We start from the raw sequence: 15,987 nt of genomic DNA, 5'->3' as shown, positions 1-15,987 counted from the left end.
CCCTTGCCTCCGACAAATCCACGGGGCGAGACGCTGCCAACCTGGATGTGTTCCTGTCGGACAATGGGATATTCCGCAAACGGAACAAGGACGGGTCCATCTGGAGCCTGTCCCTGTCGGCGGCGGTGTTCTACCTGACCCCGGCAGCGTCGGAGGACTACCGTTCCACCCTGAAACCGGCGGCCTTCCGGGACAAATCCCCGACCTCCAACCTGTCGGCCCAGGTGATCCGGCAGGAGCAGCCCTTTTCCGAAAAGGCGGCGCTGAACCCGGACTGGGTGGAATGGCTCATGGGATTCCCCCCGAAATGGACGGACGCATCCTATGGCGTGCCGAGCCCGAAGGAGTCCCCCGCATGACCGAGGACACGGACAACCGGGCGTTGCGGCTGAAAACCCTGGGGAATGCGGTCTGCCCTCCCCAGGCCTATCCCATTTTCCAGTACATCGCCATGATCGAAACCGGGGCCTGTGTCAACATCTGCCCCTATGGAACAGGAGGTGACGCACCTTGAAAGAATGGAAAGCCCCCGAAAAGGAGGCGCAGAAGATGACCCGTGACGGGTCGGTGTCCGTCAATCTGGTCACGGGCGAGACTACCTATCCCTCTGATCGGACGCCGGAGCAGGACTATTCCACATCCGGCGACGCGGCGGGCGCCGCTGGAAAAGCGGTGGACCGTGCGGAACTGCACCGGGAACAGGCAGCAGCCAAAAAGAAGCGCCGGAAACAGCGCAGAGCCTATCGGGAGGGCGAGGCGGCAGCGGGCCGTCCATCCTCCCGATTGCAGTTTTCCGAGGCGGACCAGGCCAAGCCGGAGCTGCAAGGTGCTATCCGCAAGTCGGACAAGGCGGCGGACCGGCTGGATGCCGCCAGAGACGCGATCCCCAATAAGAGTCCGGGAAAGCCCCACACCAATCCGCTGTCCCGCCCTATTCAGGAGGCAGGCGCGGCGATCCACGGCAAGGTCCGGGAGGTGGAGCAAGAAAATTCCGGCGTCCAGTCGGGCCACCTGGGGGAACGCAGCTTTGAGAAGGCTGTGGGCTACGGAAACCGCCGTGTCCAGAACTGGCGGGCGGAACGCAAGCTGAAACCCTGGCGAGACGTAGCAAAGGCGGAGCAGGCGGCGGTCAAGGCCAATGCGGATTTCTGCTATCGGAAAGCCGTGGCGGAGAACCCCCAGCTTGCATCCAATCCCATCTCCCGCCTGTGGCAGAAAAGGAAGCTGCAAAAGCAATATGCGGCGGCATATCGGGCAGCGGGCAAGACTGCCCAGGCCGGGAAAACAGCGGAGGCCACGGCAAAGGCGGCCAAGAAAACCGCCCAGGAGTCCAAGCGCACCGCCCTTTTCCTGAAACGGCATTGGAAGGGCGCGCTGATCGTGGGCGGCATCGGCCTTCTGCTGGTGATGCTGCTGGGCTCCCTGCAATCCTGTTCCTCCATGTTCGGCGGCGGAGTGTCCAACATCATGGCGTCCTCCTATCTCTCCGAGGATTCCGATATGCTGGCGGCGGAAGAAGCCTACTGCGCCAAAGAGGATGAATTGCGGGAGTACCTGGATACCTACGAGGCCACCCACGACTATGACGAGTATCACTTCGACCTGGATGAAATTGAGCACGACCCCTATGTGCTGATCTCCATTCTGTCGGCAATCCATGAAGGGGTGTTCACCATCGACCAGGTACAGGACGACCTTCAAAACCTCTTTGACAAGCAATATATCCTCACCGAAACCGTGACAACGGAGACCCGCTATCGGACGGAAACAAGGACGGACAGCGAGGGCAATCCTTATACGGTCCAGGTGCCGTACACCTGGACCATCTGCACCGTCACGCTGGAAAACTTCGACCTCTCCCATGTGCCGGTCTACATGATGGGCGAGGAACAGCTTTCCTTGTACGCCACCTATATGTCCACCCTGGGCAACCGCCCCGACCTGTTCCCGTCCTCCGGGTATGTGAACAAGTACATCGACAACCCACCTACCGCCTGGGAGATTCCCGCTGAATACCTGACGGACGAGCGGTTCAATACCCTTATCACCGAGGCAGAAAAGTATTTGGGCTATCCCTATGTGTGGGGCGGCAGCAGTCCCAGCGCTTCTTTCGATTGCAGCGGCTTCGTCAGTTATGTGCTGACCAACAGCGGCCTGTGCAATACCGGGCGGCTGGGCGCACAGGGGCTCTACAATATTTCCACTCCGGTATCCGACCCCCAGCCCGGCGATCTGGTGTTCTTCGTGGGGACCTACGATACAACCGGCGTATCTCATGTAGGCATCTATGTGGGCGACGGGATGATGCTGCACTGCGGCGCCCCCATCCAGTATTCCAACCTGAATACAAGTTACTGGCAGTCCCATTTCTACGCATACGGCAGACCGCCGTACAACTGATGGAGGTGATGAAGTATCAATATGGTTTCCTATGGGGGCGGCGCCAACAGCACCGCCCTTCTGATCGGGCTGCACCAGCACCGTATCCCGGTGGACCTGATCCTCTTTGCGGATACGGGGGCAGAGCATCCCCACACCTACGCCTATCTGGAGGTGATGGATTCCTGGCTGAAGGATCACGGGATGCCGTCCATTACCAGAGTATATAAGACCACCCGTGAGGGTAAACGGCTGACGCTGGAAGATGAATGTTTGCAAAGTTGCAGCCTTCCGTCTATCGCCTACGGCTTCAAGCGGTGTTCCCTGAAACACAAGATCGGGCCGCAGGAAAAGTTCTGCAACCATTACCCGCCATGCCGCCGAATATGGGAGGCGGGCAAGCGGGTGGTCAAATTTATTGGCTACGACGCGGGCGAGGGCTACCGCAGCAATAAGGTGCTGCTGGGGGACTTGGCCGACCGAAAATACAGCAAGTGGTATCCCCTGATGGAATGGGGATGGACGCGGGACGATTGCATCCGGCAGATCGAGGCGGCAGGGCTGCCCCAGCCGGGAAAATCGTCCTGTTTTTTCTGCCCCAGCATGAAACCCGACGAGATCACCGCCCTGCGGGAGCAGTATCACGATTTATTCCGCCGCGCCCTGGCGCTGGAGGACAACGCCCGGCAAAATCTGAAAACGGTCAAGGGCCTGGGGCGGAACTATTCCTGGAGAGAACGATTTGGAAAGGAGTTTTGCACACATGGCAACGGTTGAGAAGATCCGCAAGGACATCGAAAAGACGAAGGAGAAGATCTCCGCCCAGCAGAAGCGCCTTCGGGAGCTGGAGGCGCAGCTCACCGAGGAAGAAAACCTGGAGATCGTCCGCATGGTCAAGGCGGTGCGCATGGACAACAAGGAGCTGACCGCCTTTCTGAAAGCCTACGCCAGCGGCCTTATCACCCTGCCCGACGGGATGATGGAGGCGGAGGCGGCGCCGGACCCCGATGACGAGGATATGGAAGGAATGGAGGACGGCGAAGATGAAGCGTAACAGAGTTTTCCGCCTTTTGGCGTCCCTGACGGCGGTGGTCCTGTGCATGACCGCCTTCTCCGTCACCGCCTTTGCGGGCGGTGGGGATGGCGACTATTACACCGGGGAACCCGCCGAGACGACCCCGGAACCCACCGAGGAACCCGCCACCGGAGGCATGGAGCCGGAGGACCAGCCCCTTACCCCGGAGGGCAACGCCACGCTGGTGGACGATTATTACGGCGATAAGCAGCTTATCACCGTGACCACGAAAGCGGGCAACTATTTTTACATCTTAATCGACCGGGCAAACAAGGACAAGGAGATCGCCGTTCACTTCTTGAACCAGGTGGACGAAGCCGACCTGATGGCGCTGATGGAAGATGGGCAGACGGAGGAACAACCCGCAGTCTGCACCTGCGTCGAGAAATGCCAGGCCGGTGCGGTGAATACCGCCTGTCCGGTCTGCGCGGTGAATATGAGCGAGTGCGCCGGAAAAGCGCCGGAGGTGGAGCCGGAGCCTGAACCGGAACCGGAGAAGGAGTCCGGCAGCGGCGGCGCCCTGGTACTGATCCTGCTGCTGGCGGTCCTGGGCGGCGGCGGAGCCTTCGCCTACATCAAGTTCATCAAGCCCAAACAGGGCGCAAAGGTCAGCGCCGACCCGGACGATTATGAGTTCGAGGACGAGGAATATGAAAACGAGGACGTTCCTGAACAGGAAGAACAGGAGGACCAGAATTGAGCAAATTGGTGATCTGTGAAAAACCGAGTGTAGCAAAGAGTATCGCATCGGCCCTGGGTGTCACATCCAGGGCCGATGGCTATTTTGAAGGCGGCGGCTGGCTGATTTCTTGGTGCATTGGTCATCTGGTGGGACTGGCGGACGCGGCCGCCTACGATGACCGCTATAAGAAGTGGCGGTATGAGGACCTTCCCATCCTGCCCGCCCCCTTCCGCTATGTGGTGTCCGAGGAAAAGGCTGACCAGTTCCACATTCTCCGTTCCCTGATGGAACGCCCTGATGTGACGGAACTGGTCAACGCCTGCGACGCGGGGCGCGAAGGTGAGCTGATTTTCCGGCTGGTCTATGAGGCTACCGGATGTTCCAAGCCTTTCTCCCGCCTCTGGATTTCTTCGATGGAGGACGTGGCGATTCGGGAGGGCTTTGCCGACCTGCGCCCCGGCAAGGACTATGACCCGCTGTATCAATCGGCACTTTGCCGCCAAAAGGCGGACTGGCTTGTTGGTATCAATGCCTCACGGCTCTTTTCGGTGTTGTATCATCGAACGTTAAATATTGGGCGGGTGCAGACGCCCACCCTGGCGATGCTGGCCGACCGGGACAGCAAGATTGTCCTGTTCCGCAAGGAGAAATACCACCATGTGCGGCTGGCGCTGGAGAGCGCCGAGGCGGTCAGCGACCGCATTGTTTCCCCGGAGGACGCCCAGACCATCCGGGATGCCTGCGATGGTAAAAAAGCAACCTGTGTATCCGTGGCGCAGGAGAAAAAGACGGAGAAACCGCCCAAACTGTACGACCTGACCACCTTGCAGCGGGAGGCCAACCGGGTGTTTGGCTACACGGCCAAGCAAACCCTGGACTACGCCCAATCCCTCTATGAAAAGAAACTGCTGACCTATCCCCGCACGGACAGCCGGTATCTGACCGGCGACATGGCGGAGACCGCCTCCGTGGTCCTGCATCTGGCGGCGCGGGTGCCTCCCTTCGACGCCTGCCCAGAGTTTTTCCCCGATGTTCTGGCGCTGCTGAACGACAAGGAGGTATCCGACCACCACGCCCTGATTCCCACCCTGGAGCTGGAAAAGGAGGATGTCCCTGCGCTGCCTGTGGGCGAGCGCAATATCCTTCTGCTGGTCTGCTGCAAGCTGCTGTGTGCCGCAGCGGAGCCTTTCGTGTATGAGGCGGTCACGGCTATCTTTGACTGCGGCGGACATACCTTCACGACCAAAGGAAAACAGGTGCTTTCCCAGGGCTGGCGGGCTATCCAGGAGGTGTTCCGTTCCTCCCTGAAGGAGAAGCCGGAGGATGAAGATGCCGAGGGTGTTCTTCCCGCCTTGACCGAGGGGCAGGTTTTTGAGCCGGTCGCCGCCTCCGTCACTGAGCACTTCACTTCGCCCCCCAAGCCCTACACCGAGGATACCCTTCTGTCGGCCATGGAGAACGCAGGCAAGGAAGATATGCCGGACGAGGCAGAACGCAAGGGCCTGGGCACCCCGGCGACCAGGGCGGCCATCATCGAAAAGCTGGTGTCCGGCGGATTTGTCGAGCGCAAGGGCAAGAACCTAATCCCCACAAAGGCAGGCGTCAACCTGGTCACGGTGCTGCCGGAACTGCTGACCTCTCCCAAACTCACAGCGGATTGGGAGCAGCGGTTGAACGAGGTGGCAAAGGGTCAGGCGGCGTCGGAGGCTTTCATGGACGGGATCGAGGCGATGACGGCGGAGCTGGTGCGGAAATACTCCCACATTTCCGAGGATGGGCAAAAGCTGTTCCAGCCGGAGAAGGAGACGGTGGGGCTCTGCCCCCGCTGCGGTAAGCCGGTTTATGAGGGTAAGAAGAACTTCGCCTGTTCGGACCGTGCCTGTCAGTTTGTCATGTGGAAGAATGACCGCTTTTTCGAGCAGCGCGGAAAGGTCTTTACTTCCAAAATTGCCACTGCATTGCTCAAAGACGGAAAGACAAAGGTCAAGGGACTGCGCTCCCTGCGTACTGGGAAAACCTATGACGGGACAATCGTTCTGGCCGACACCGGCGGGAAGTATGTGAATTACCGCATTGAGAAATAAGTATCGTGTCGTTCTTCCTTCACGGCTCTATCCAAGAGTAACGATTTGCTGTATAATAAGGCCAAAATCTTTCAGGAGGTAAATAGCCGTGAGGGATATGATCGCATACTGTGGGCTGGACTGTGAGAAGTGCGACGCTTATCTTGCAACGATCAACGACGATCAGGCATTGCGCGAGAAAACTGCAAAACTATGGTCTGAATTAAATCATGCGCCCATTCTGCCGGAGCATATCAACTGTCAAGGCTGCCGCGTGGATGGAGTGAAAACGGTGTATTGTGAAAGCCTTTGCGGTATTCGTCAATGCGCCCGACAAAAAGGCGTGACGACCTGCGGTGACTGTCCTGAATTGGAAAGTTGCCAGACAGTCGGCGCAATTCTTTCCAACAACCCCGCTGCGCTGGACAACCTGAAGGGATAGACTACATACCACAACAAAATAGAAGCCGCCAGTGACGGCATCAAGCAGGAAACCTTTCCGGGTTTCCTGCTTTTCTTTTACCCATTTTCAGAAAGGATGATGTCTTTGAGCAAAACCGAACCTAATTTCATGGAGCATTTGAAACCGCTGCTCCCCGCAAGCGGTGACGCAAGCGAGCTGGAGGCAGCGGCCCAGGCGCTTGCCGGACTTTCCCTGGAGGATCGTGACCTCCTGGCCGCTGTCCAGGAGTCGCCCTATCGTCTGACCACCCTGGAGCAGTTCCGGGAGTTTCCCGCCAACGCCGAGTATTTTGTCCTGGAGCCCAACATCAGCAAGGTGGAGGATGTGGGCTGGCGCTATCTGGCGCAGCATTTGGATGTCCTTCTGCCCCCGGAGCTGCTGGACGCCATTGATCCCGTTCCCTTCGGCAACCACGCCATGCAGGAGGAACAGGGGTGTTTCACCAGTAAGGGGTATCTCACCCTCTCCGGCGACGAGTGGGAGCACGAGCGCCCCAGGGAGAAGCAGACGGAGAAAAAGCCCTCCATCAAGGAGCGGCTGGAGCAGGGCCGGAAGGAATGTGCCAATCAGAGCAAGGCGCAGCCCCATCGGGAAAAGCCTGCGCCGGAACTGTAAGGAGGTGTCGCTATGCCCCATTATGATTATGACAAAGAGTATCCCTTTGCCGCTTTCATCACTAACCTGGGCAAATACAACGAGGGCGCCCTTGTGGGTGAATGGGTGAAATTTCCCACCACGGCGGAGGAACTGAAAAAGGTCTTTGAGCGCATCGGGATCGGCGCGAAGGACGACTTCGGGCAGACCTATGAGGAATGGTTCATTACGGACTACGACTGCTATGTGGACGGCCTCTATGACCTGCTGGGTGAGTATGCAAACCTGGACGAGCTGAACTACCTGGCTTCCAAACTGGATGATATGAGCCAGGATGAATACGAGCGGTTCCAGGCGGCCATGGAGATCGGCGACCACACGGGCAGCATCCAGGAGCTTATCAATCTGACGGAGAACCTGGACTGTTACGACATCTACCCTGACATCCACGACCACGACGATCTGGGCCGGTATTACATCGAGGAACTGGACGCCATGCAGGTGCCGGAGCATCTGCGCAACTACATCGACTATGAGGCCTACGGACGGGACATTGCCCTGGAGGAAAGCGGCCAGTTCACCGACCTGGGCTATGTGCGGGACACCGGGGACAGCTTCCATGAGTATTACGATGGCGAGCGCGGCAGCATCCCGGAGGAATACCAGGTGATGACCTTCCAGGACGACATCCCTGAAGAAGAAATTTCGGAATGGGCCATGGACCTTGCCTACGATATGGACGAGTTTTTCCGGCAGCACGACCCGCAGTATGCCGCCGAGCACCCGGAGGAACACGCGGCGAAGGAAGAAATCTACGAAAATCTGATGGCCGGGCGCATCTCCACTCTGGACGAGAAGCTGGCCGCTCTGGGGCAGACCCAGGAGGACTATCTGCCTTCGGAGATTGAGAAGTTCAAGGACGCCACCGGCTATGAGGAATTTCTGGATGTGGACCCGCAGGCGATTCGGGAAGCTATTGAAAACCCGGACCAGTCCCATGTGGACGAGATGCTGTCCTTTGCGGAGCAGGCAAATCGGGAGTATGAGGCGGAGTTGTACGGGCAGCAAGCGGCGCCCACCCCGGATGACCGGGAGACCGGCGAAACGGTGCGGACTCCCAGGGGAATCTTCCATGTGACGGATATGAGCCGGGAACAGATGGAGGCGGCCGGATACGGTTTTCACCATGAGTCCGAGGACGGGAAGTATCTCATCATGGCCAATGGCAGCCGTGCCTTTGCCATCCCCAGCGGAGCCGCCCCCGAACATACCGCGCCGGAGAAGCTGACTGTTCTGGTGGTGGAGCCTATGAAGGAACCCTATGTGAAGGAGATCGATCCCGGCCTTCATGCGCTGCAAGCGGAGGTGGGCGGCGATATTGCCGCCTCCTATCCCTTTGACGATCCGGTGGGGCTGGTGCTGAATGATGAAGGCAAGCTCATCGGTCTGGACCTGAACCGTTCCCTCCGGGACGAGCATGGCGAGATTTACGACATTGTGGCGGGCACCTTCCTGGTGGTGGGCCTGGGGCCGGAGAGTTTCGCGTCCCTGCCCCCGGACATGATCCAGAAGTACACTGAGCAATTCAAGCGGCCGGAGCTGTTCGCCAGCATCAACGGGCAGATCGTATCCGTTCCCGTGGAGCCGGAAAACCCGCTGCGCACGGCGGAAATGACCCTAGAGGATGACTACGGCATGATCGACGGGATCATCAACAACGGCCGCCGTGGGGAGGAATTGGAGAAAGCCCAGGCCGAGGCGCGCAGGACCACGCCGGAGAAAAAGCCTTCCATCCGGGAGCGGCTGGAGGACGCAAAGCGGGAGTGTGGGTCGCGAAAAGGCCCGGACAAGCCCACCCCGCAGAAGGAGCCCCCGGAGCTGGGCGACTTATGAGCCGGAGCAAGAAATGGCGTCTGGAATGGGCGTTCTTCCTGGGCGAGAACGGCAGGCGTCAGTATAACAAGCTCTGCAAAGGCTGCGCCCATCCCTGCAAGCAGAGTTTCCGGACAGTAGTAGTGTCCTGCCCGTACTATCTTTCCCGCCGTTCCAAAAAACGCAGGAATTAGGGTTCAAAATAGGCGAAGAAACCGCCTGTGGCGGCTTTTCTGTGTAGGGGCAGTATGATTTCCCATGTGGGGCGGTAAGGCATTTCTGCACAGGGAAAACGTTCGTATTTCACCTTTTTCAAACAGAAAGGCTCGCTGCCATCGGATGTTGTCCGGTGGCGGCGAGCCCTTTTTTATATTTTGATTCTTGGCTGAACTTTGTCCCGTTCTCTTTCCACAGCTTTCAATTTTACATTATTACGTAATTGGTTGTACAAATCGATGTTTTCTTCAGACTCATATGCAAAAGTTACGCATAATGCATAAGATTGAGGCTGCTCTTGTTGAGCATATTTAAACCGCTCTTTGCCCGATATTAATATGTATATATATGGTTCATCATTACCAGGCCATAGGAGGTCAGCACCGCCCGTAGGACTCTTTTGCCAACGTCTCTGTTGCAGGGTTGATTTCTGTACAGTATCATAACCAGGGATAAAGTCTTTAATTTTGTATTCATCAGGAAGCTTCTTAAAATCATCTTCTGTATCTGTACCAGCTTCTCTTTTGGCCTTATATTTGATTAGCGTATCCTCATCAATCCTACGAAAAATCTCAATCCACAAATTATTGGCTAAGTATTCTTTCCTGCTTATTCTTGTTACAGGGTTATATGCCAAACTAACAGTAATCGATTTTGCCGCTCGAACTTTGAGAAACTGTTTGGGTACAGGTATCTTATAAAGATGAAAATCTCGTAACGGAAGTCTATCTTCTGCAAAAAGTGTAACATGGTTATCCGTCGAAGTAAGTATCTGTTCTGAAATTTTCCCATACCCGTATAAACGCATAAATCGATCATGTTTTGGATTATCTTTTCCAGTATAATCTGCGTCTTTCGACATTTCGCCCCAGGTTTGCATATCATTAGAGCACTTAGCTGAATTTGCAAGCAGCGCTCGAATTAAATTTGCTGAAGGCCTTCCATCAATTTGAGCTTCCAAAATGCGTTCTAGCCGGGCCGCAATATGAGTAACATGTGGAGCAGCAAAGCTTGTTCCACAATATCCTTTAAAGACTCGATCATTAGTATGGTTCAAAGTAGGTTCCATAAGATTCTGATCTGTCTTTAGCCACCGGCTGGCCCCTCTCGATATTTGTCGAAGTGAAAAATTACCTCCGTAATCAACAAAATCAGGCTTGATAGATTTGTTGACACCTTTTCCGATCCTTGTAAATACCGAGGGATGGTCTTTTAAACCTACAGAGATGGGATTAATTCCAGTACCTCGTAAAACTGCTGGCTCAGAAGAACGTGATATTGATCCAACGGTAACGCTAAGAGCAGAAGTAGCAGGATCAATCAGACGATGGTCTTGAGCAAATAGCTGATCGCGAACTTTTTCCATCGCTTCTTCTCGGGATTCAAATTCTGGTATTTCAGGATCGGAAACATTTCCGGCGCTCACAATAATTACAATATCTAATTCCCGTGCTAGATCATCCAACATGCTCGCCCAACTCAATTGGCGTCCGCCATTATACATGCTACCTGCATCGCCCGCCGAAAGATTAAAGATGCGGCATCCATACGTTTCATAGAAATATACAATAGCATCTCTAACAAGTCTTTCAGGACGAACATCTTCTCGGAAATAGGGATCGCCATCTTCATCATGCATGATTTTAGCACTACAGATTCGTACTAAGGGTGTAAAAATTCTGCTTTCGTCGGGGGTGGAAAAGTCACCATACACTACTATGCCAGCAACACCAGTTCCATGACCGTTCATATCTGCTGTTGTGTGTTCCGTAGTATCAAAATCTTCTTCTGCAACGACTACAGATTTAAGCAAAGGATTTCCTGTAAAAATACCAGAATCCAGTACAGTAGCAAGCGGCGCCGTTTCGTCAAGTGTATCATTTACAATAGGGACATAATCATATTGATAAAGTTCGTGGGGCTCCTGGGTAACTATCTCCGCAGGTAATTCAATTGAGGATATAATATCCATGCTAAGCAGTGCATTTAAGGAAAACTCATTAACCTTGGCGCGCCCCAGTAGCAAACCAGAAATCGCAAACAGATCACCTAGCAATTGACTGCCTTGAGTGCCTAAAACGCTTCGGATTTGCCTCTCAGTCGACAATATTTCCGAAGGATTGTTATTATACCAGACATCAATATTAACTATAAAAAACCCCATGTCTTTTGGGATTGCCTTTATAAAATCTTTAAGATGCGGTCCCATTCTGTCCTCGGGAGTTAAACTTCGGACAGCATCTATACAGGAAAACAAATTACGGCGTTGTGCATGCGTTAAAAGAACTTCATCGGGTAAATCATCTTCCCAAAGAGCGCGTTCGGCATTAAATTGGGCTATTGCCTCTTGATCCTCAAATTGCACTATCAATTTCGATTGATTTGATCCAGGTTCTGCCGTTTCTTCAACTAGAGACAACCTAAATTTATTAATTAGCAGTTCCAGAAGGTCACCCGATAAAGCTTCTCCAGATAGTTCCAACACCATCAGTTTATCTGTTTGAATTCCAATGTTCTTTCTGGAATCAAGAACATTTTTTGATGCTTGAGAGATTTCTTCTGATAGTTTTTGCCCATGCCGCTTTCTATCACGAACTGGAGGTTTTGGGGCTGCAGGGTTAGGCCGACCGCGGTAGGTAGAGACGGTCTCTTGACGCTCAATTTGAATATGATCATAATTTGCCATCTCATAACCCCCCCTTAGTTAATATTGGCTTCTTCTCAAAGAAACTAATTTCTTTTGTTTTTCGACTGCAAATTCAATGTCTTTTTTGCTATATGTTCGTTTCCCATTAAGGATGCACCCTCGCATTATTGTTTTACATATATTTTCGACATCCGCATAAGAAAACGAATTGGTTTCATTCAAAAAGGACTCGAATACATGCGCTGGCCCATTAAATTGTTTTAGCCGCAAAATAAAAAGGTTTAGCTTTTCTTCGTTTGACGGCAAATCAAATTTAATCGTATCATCAAATCTGCGCCATATTGCATAATCCAAGGACTGTTCAAAGTTTGTTGCAGCAATAATAATTGAGCGTCCCCTAAAGCAATCAATTTGCTGTAAAAAAGTATTGACCACTCGTTTGATTTCGCCGTGCTCACTTGTGTCGCTCCTACTTCTGCCTATCGCATCAAACTCATCAAACAATATCACGAAACTATCGCTTTTTGCCAGATCAAAAACTTTTCTAATATTACTAGCGGTTTCTCCCAAATACGACGATACTAATGCGTCAAATCTTACATACATTAATGGAATTCCAATTTCAGCCGCAAGCACATTTGCGCACAATGTCTTTCCACAGCCAGGAGGGCCATAAAAAAGTAGTTTATTTATTGGTGCAACTCCGTTGCTAATTAAGATATCCCAATTCTGAAATTCTTTTATTACTTCCGACAGTTGAAGCATTTTCTCTTGTGGAAGAATAACATCATCAAAATATTTATCGGGATATATAATCTCAACTAGCCGTTCTTCTTTGCCTGATTTGGACAAATATGTGGGTTTCATTGTGGACATCGAGTGTCCAAAACTCTTCTGTGCACCGTTAAGAACCATTTCCAAGTCATCTGCTAAAATTGCATGGTTCTTTTTTCGCTCATCTGCAATAATCTCATGAGCGGTTTTCAAAAATGATTCTCTATCATTATTATTAAAGCTACTAAATAGCTTTTTCAACAAATCTGCCCTCGCCATGGTAGCGTCTCCTTTCCAAATTGCAATCAGAATCGAATAAAGCAGTTAGTATTTACTGAGTTCCATTATGATCATTTCCTCGATACCATTCTTTTTGCAATATTCGAGAAGTCGCATTTTTGCCAGTACACTAGGCTCAGTACGTCCATTTTCCCATCGATTTATTGTGGAGAAACTCACATTTAGTTCTCTAGCAAACTGCTCTTGAGTATATTTTTTTTGCTTTCGGATAGATTTTAAAATTTCAGAAAAGGGCATGTGAGTACACCTCCGTTACTGTAAATTATAGCATGTGCTATAGCAGACGACAAGTATCAACGTAAATATTTACAACATATACTCCTTGCTTTTTTGAAGATTTTTGTGTGAGGGTAGTAATAAATCTACATTTCTATGGAGCATATCATATTCCTTTTCTTCCTGCTGTATTTTACGAAGTTCCGCTTGCAGGGCGGTCTTGCAGGAGGAGAGTTCATCCAGTTCTGCTTTCAGCTTCTTGGCGGAAGGAAGTTTGGTGATCCCGGCCTCCTTGATGTCCCTGGCCGCCGCCTCAAATAAGATGATCTCACTCTCAAACCCACGCAGGAATTTTTCCTTGTCCTTTGACATTTTGTAACGGTCATAGATAGGCTTCAGTTTGCGGTAGGTGTCAATCTGTTTGCCCAGGAGGGCAAGGTCGGTGAGCTGCTGTTCCACATCCCGCAGGCTTTCCCTTGTGCGGATGGTGGCGGCGGCAATGGCGTCGCACCGTTCCTTCAATTCCTCATAACTGTCGATGCCGTGTTCGGTAAGAAAGTTCATGGTGGCGGCCGCACGTTTCAGATTCTCAATGGTCGCCCACCGTTGGTATCCGGCGCTCTGCTGGGCCTTGATATTATTCTGAATGTCAATGAGCAGGCTGACCTTCCCGCTGCGCTGCTGGGGCTGTCTGGAGGGGCGGATGCCTCCGGCAATGCGGGAGACAACGGCTTCTTCCGTGTAATCGGCACCCAGGGTTTTGAGCCGGGTAAACCTCTCCTGAGCCGGTGCCCTGGCGGAGATATACTTTCCCCGCTTGATCTCGTATCCTTCCCGCTGCAACCGGGCAAGCAAATCGTCTATGCTGGTGGACACGGGAATCAGCCGGTCAATGACGGCTTTCAGCTTTGCCTTATAGCTAGTGCCGTTCTGTACGGCCTGATGCTCAATATAGCTCTTGCCCTTGTCCCGGCCAGGGACGATGACGGATAGGCCGTGTTCTCGGCACAAACGGTCGCTGGCCCGGCGTATTTCGTGATAGCTACGCTTGTTGGAATGATAGTGCTTGTGGTCGGTGAAGCTGACCGCATTGAAAATCAGATGATTGTGAATATGTCCCTTGTCAATATGGGTGGTAAGTACAAACTCGTACTTACCATCCAATATTTTTTTTGCCAACTGCAACCCTATTTCATGGGCTTCCTCTGGCGATACCTCCCCAGGCTCAAAGGCTTGAATCAGGTGGCGGCCCAGGTGCGTGCCTTTGTCAATGGCATGGCGGCGTGTCCATTCAAATTCAATGTCGGCGGTCTCGGCGGCGCAGCCAAAGGAGGACACCAGCAGCTTCCCGTCCGTCTTGTCGGGATTGCAGATATAGTCAATGGCCGCTTTCAGCGTTGACTTAATAGGATGCGTCTTTGTAACTGCCATATCTGATCCAGCCTTTCCCGGATTTCTTCCATGTCGGCCTGATAGGTAGGTCCTCCGGCGTTGACCCGTTTGGCGATCTGATTGATGTTCCGGCCAATGGCGGACAGGAGTTTGTTTATCTCCTTGATGTCCCTGGTGTCCACATAGATGATATATCCGTCGATTGCCATCTTCCGCAAGTAGGCACCGATCCGCTTTGTCTGGAGCTGGGCCATTTTCTGCTCAATCAGGCTCCGTTCTTCTGCCGTCACCGGACAGCGCAGGATGATGGGGCGTTTTCGATTTACCATAGGGTGGCACCGTCCTTTCTGCATAAGGGTTTGGGGCTATCCCAACAAGCAATTTTGTATTTAGGGGGAAGGGGTTCCCTAAAGCAAAATTCGCAAGTGTGGCCACACTTGCTGTGCTTGCTCTACGCTCCTTCCCCCGTAAATACAATGCCGGAACCACCTTCGTCTGCCCACAAAATCCCGGATTTTTTCAAAAGAAAAGGGCGGCAGAGCCGCCCAGAGGAAACGAAAACGGAGGATACTTTCACACACCCTCCGTTTCGTTTGCTGATTCTTTAGTTTTAAGCGCCCCGTCAAGCGCACCCTCGATGATGGTCAAATACTGCTCTGGACAAAGTTTCAGTTTGTGGCTGATACGCTGTCTCTGTGCGCTTTCCTCCCGCATGACCTCTGGATTGAAGTACCGTTCCACGGGAAGTCCGCACACTTTGATAAGCTGTATGATAACCGGCAAGCTAGGAATCGTACCTTCGTTCTCGATATTTGCGAGATACCGGGAGTCGATGTTAACGATCTCTGCCAATGTCTTGCGCGATAGATGCTTTGCGCTCCGAGCGGCTTTTACATCGGCACCGAAAGTTTCAAAACCGGGGCAATCTTCAATATTCGCCATATAGCATCACCCACTTACATTGTATATTTCATATTTTGTCTGTGGAATGTTGCTATATGCTTTATTACTACATTTTATTTTTCATACTCATTTCTTGCACATGGGCAAGCGCTATGATATAATTACAATGTTTAAGAGCGGAAAGAAGTGGTATTAATGACAAAGCTCAACGAAGAATGGCTCCATGCAAAGCCAGTAGATTGCGACATTTGCATGGAGTAAAAATTGTCGCAAAATGAATATGCTGGCTTTGCTACTTGACAATCATCTCAAGGAGGAAGCCTGCATGAAATACATCAATGCAAAAGATCTTCTTCCCGATGCGCTAGTCAAGGAGTTGCAAAGCTATGTGCAAGGGGGCTATCTTTATGT

General features: G+C 52.6%; 15 protein-coding genes. 9 read left to right on the top strand and 6 right to left on the bottom strand.

Annotated features, from left to right (window positions below; genetic code table 11):
* The first annotated feature begins 355 nt into the window (after positions 1-355).
* The 9 genes from OCV80_RS16680 to OCV80_RS11570 all read left to right on the top strand — a co-directional run bounded on the left by OCV80_RS16680 (position 356) and on the right by OCV80_RS11570 (position 9,149).
* On the top strand, positions 356-514 hold the full coding sequence (locus OCV80_RS16680; RefSeq protein ID WP_243423658.1) for a hypothetical protein: 159 nt from the start codon (positions 356-358) through the stop codon (positions 512-514).
* Positions 511-2,400 carry a C40 family peptidase gene (locus OCV80_RS11605; protein ID WP_249390667.1) on the top strand — a complete coding sequence of 630 codons (1,890 nt, stop codon included), beginning with the start codon at positions 511-513 and terminating at the stop codon, positions 2,398-2,400. Before OCV80_RS16680 ends, OCV80_RS11605 begins: the two co-directional genes overlap by 4 nt.
* A 15-nt stretch (positions 2,401-2,415) precedes the next feature.
* Positions 2,416-3,156 carry an adenine nucleotide alpha hydrolase family protein gene (locus tag OCV80_RS11600; protein WP_136891410.1) on the top strand — a complete coding sequence of 247 codons (741 nt, stop codon included), beginning with the start codon at positions 2,416-2,418 and terminating at the stop codon, positions 3,154-3,156.
* Complete coding sequence (locus OCV80_RS11595) at positions 3,143-3,433, top strand: DUF4315 family protein (protein WP_136891411.1); 291 nt, start codon at positions 3,143-3,145, stop codon at positions 3,431-3,433. Before OCV80_RS11600 ends, OCV80_RS11595 begins: the two co-directional genes overlap by 14 nt.
* Positions 3,423-4,154, top strand: a complete 732-nt coding sequence (locus tag OCV80_RS11590; protein ID WP_136891412.1) for a DUF4366 domain-containing protein — start codon at positions 3,423-3,425, stop codon at positions 4,152-4,154. The genes OCV80_RS11595 and OCV80_RS11590 overlap by 11 nt, the downstream gene beginning before the upstream one ends.
* Complete coding sequence (locus tag OCV80_RS11585) at positions 4,151-6,220, top strand: DNA topoisomerase 3 (RefSeq protein ID WP_136891413.1); 2,070 nt, start codon at positions 4,151-4,153, stop codon at positions 6,218-6,220. Before OCV80_RS11590 ends, OCV80_RS11585 begins: the two co-directional genes overlap by 4 nt.
* A 97-nt stretch (positions 6,221-6,317) precedes the next feature.
* The gene (locus OCV80_RS11580; RefSeq protein WP_346730096.1) at positions 6,318-6,641 is read left to right on the top strand and encodes a DUF3795 domain-containing protein; all 324 of its coding nucleotides are present in this window, start codon (positions 6,318-6,320) and stop codon (positions 6,639-6,641) included.
* A gap of 99 nt (positions 6,642-6,740) precedes the next feature.
* On the top strand, positions 6,741-7,277 hold the full coding sequence (locus tag OCV80_RS11575) for a hypothetical protein (RefSeq protein WP_249390910.1): 537 nt from the start codon (positions 6,741-6,743) through the stop codon (positions 7,275-7,277).
* 12 nt (positions 7,278-7,289) lie between these two features.
* A complete protein-coding gene (locus tag OCV80_RS11570) occupies positions 7,290-9,149 on the top strand; it encodes an antirestriction protein ArdA (protein ID WP_136891415.1) in 1,860 nt (619 codons plus the stop codon).
* Between the two features lie 346 nt (positions 9,150-9,495).
* Here the strand turns inward: OCV80_RS11570 and OCV80_RS11565 are convergent, their stop codons facing one another.
* The 6 genes from OCV80_RS11565 to OCV80_RS11540 form a co-directional block, all read right to left on the bottom strand.
* On the bottom strand, positions 9,496-12,030 hold the full coding sequence (locus OCV80_RS11565; RefSeq protein ID WP_136891416.1) for a S8 family peptidase: 2,535 nt from the start codon (positions 12,028-12,030) through the stop codon (positions 9,496-9,498).
* An 18-nt stretch (positions 12,031-12,048) separates the two neighbouring features.
* Positions 12,049-13,044: an AAA family ATPase gene (locus tag OCV80_RS11560; RefSeq protein WP_136891417.1), complete on the bottom strand. Its 996-nt coding sequence runs from the start codon at positions 13,042-13,044 to the stop codon at positions 12,049-12,051.
* 45 nt (positions 13,045-13,089) lie between these two features.
* A complete protein-coding gene (locus OCV80_RS11555; RefSeq protein WP_136891418.1) occupies positions 13,090-13,302 on the bottom strand; it encodes a helix-turn-helix domain-containing protein in 213 nt (70 codons plus the stop codon).
* Positions 13,303-13,371: 69 nt separating this feature from the next.
* Complete coding sequence (locus OCV80_RS11550; RefSeq protein ID WP_136891419.1) at positions 13,372-14,712, bottom strand: relaxase/mobilization nuclease domain-containing protein; 1,341 nt, start codon at positions 14,710-14,712, stop codon at positions 13,372-13,374.
* The gene (locus OCV80_RS11545; RefSeq protein WP_136891420.1) at positions 14,673-15,002 is read right to left on the bottom strand and encodes a plasmid mobilization protein; all 330 of its coding nucleotides are present in this window, start codon (positions 15,000-15,002) and stop codon (positions 14,673-14,675) included. Before OCV80_RS11545 ends, OCV80_RS11550 begins: the two co-directional genes overlap by 40 nt.
* 244 nt (positions 15,003-15,246) lie before the next feature.
* Positions 15,247-15,615, bottom strand: a complete 369-nt coding sequence (locus OCV80_RS11540) for a helix-turn-helix transcriptional regulator (protein WP_136891421.1) — start codon at positions 15,613-15,615, stop codon at positions 15,247-15,249.
* Positions 15,616-15,987 lie beyond the last annotated feature (372 nt).

It is taken from the genome of Oscillibacter acetigenes, from assembly GCF_025567605.1.
Taxonomy (GTDB): Bacteria; Bacillota; Clostridia; order Oscillospirales; family Oscillospiraceae; genus Oscillibacter; species Oscillibacter welbionis.
Note: the sequence above shows the minus strand (reverse complement) of the source record. Positions and strands in the feature narration are given on the sequence as shown.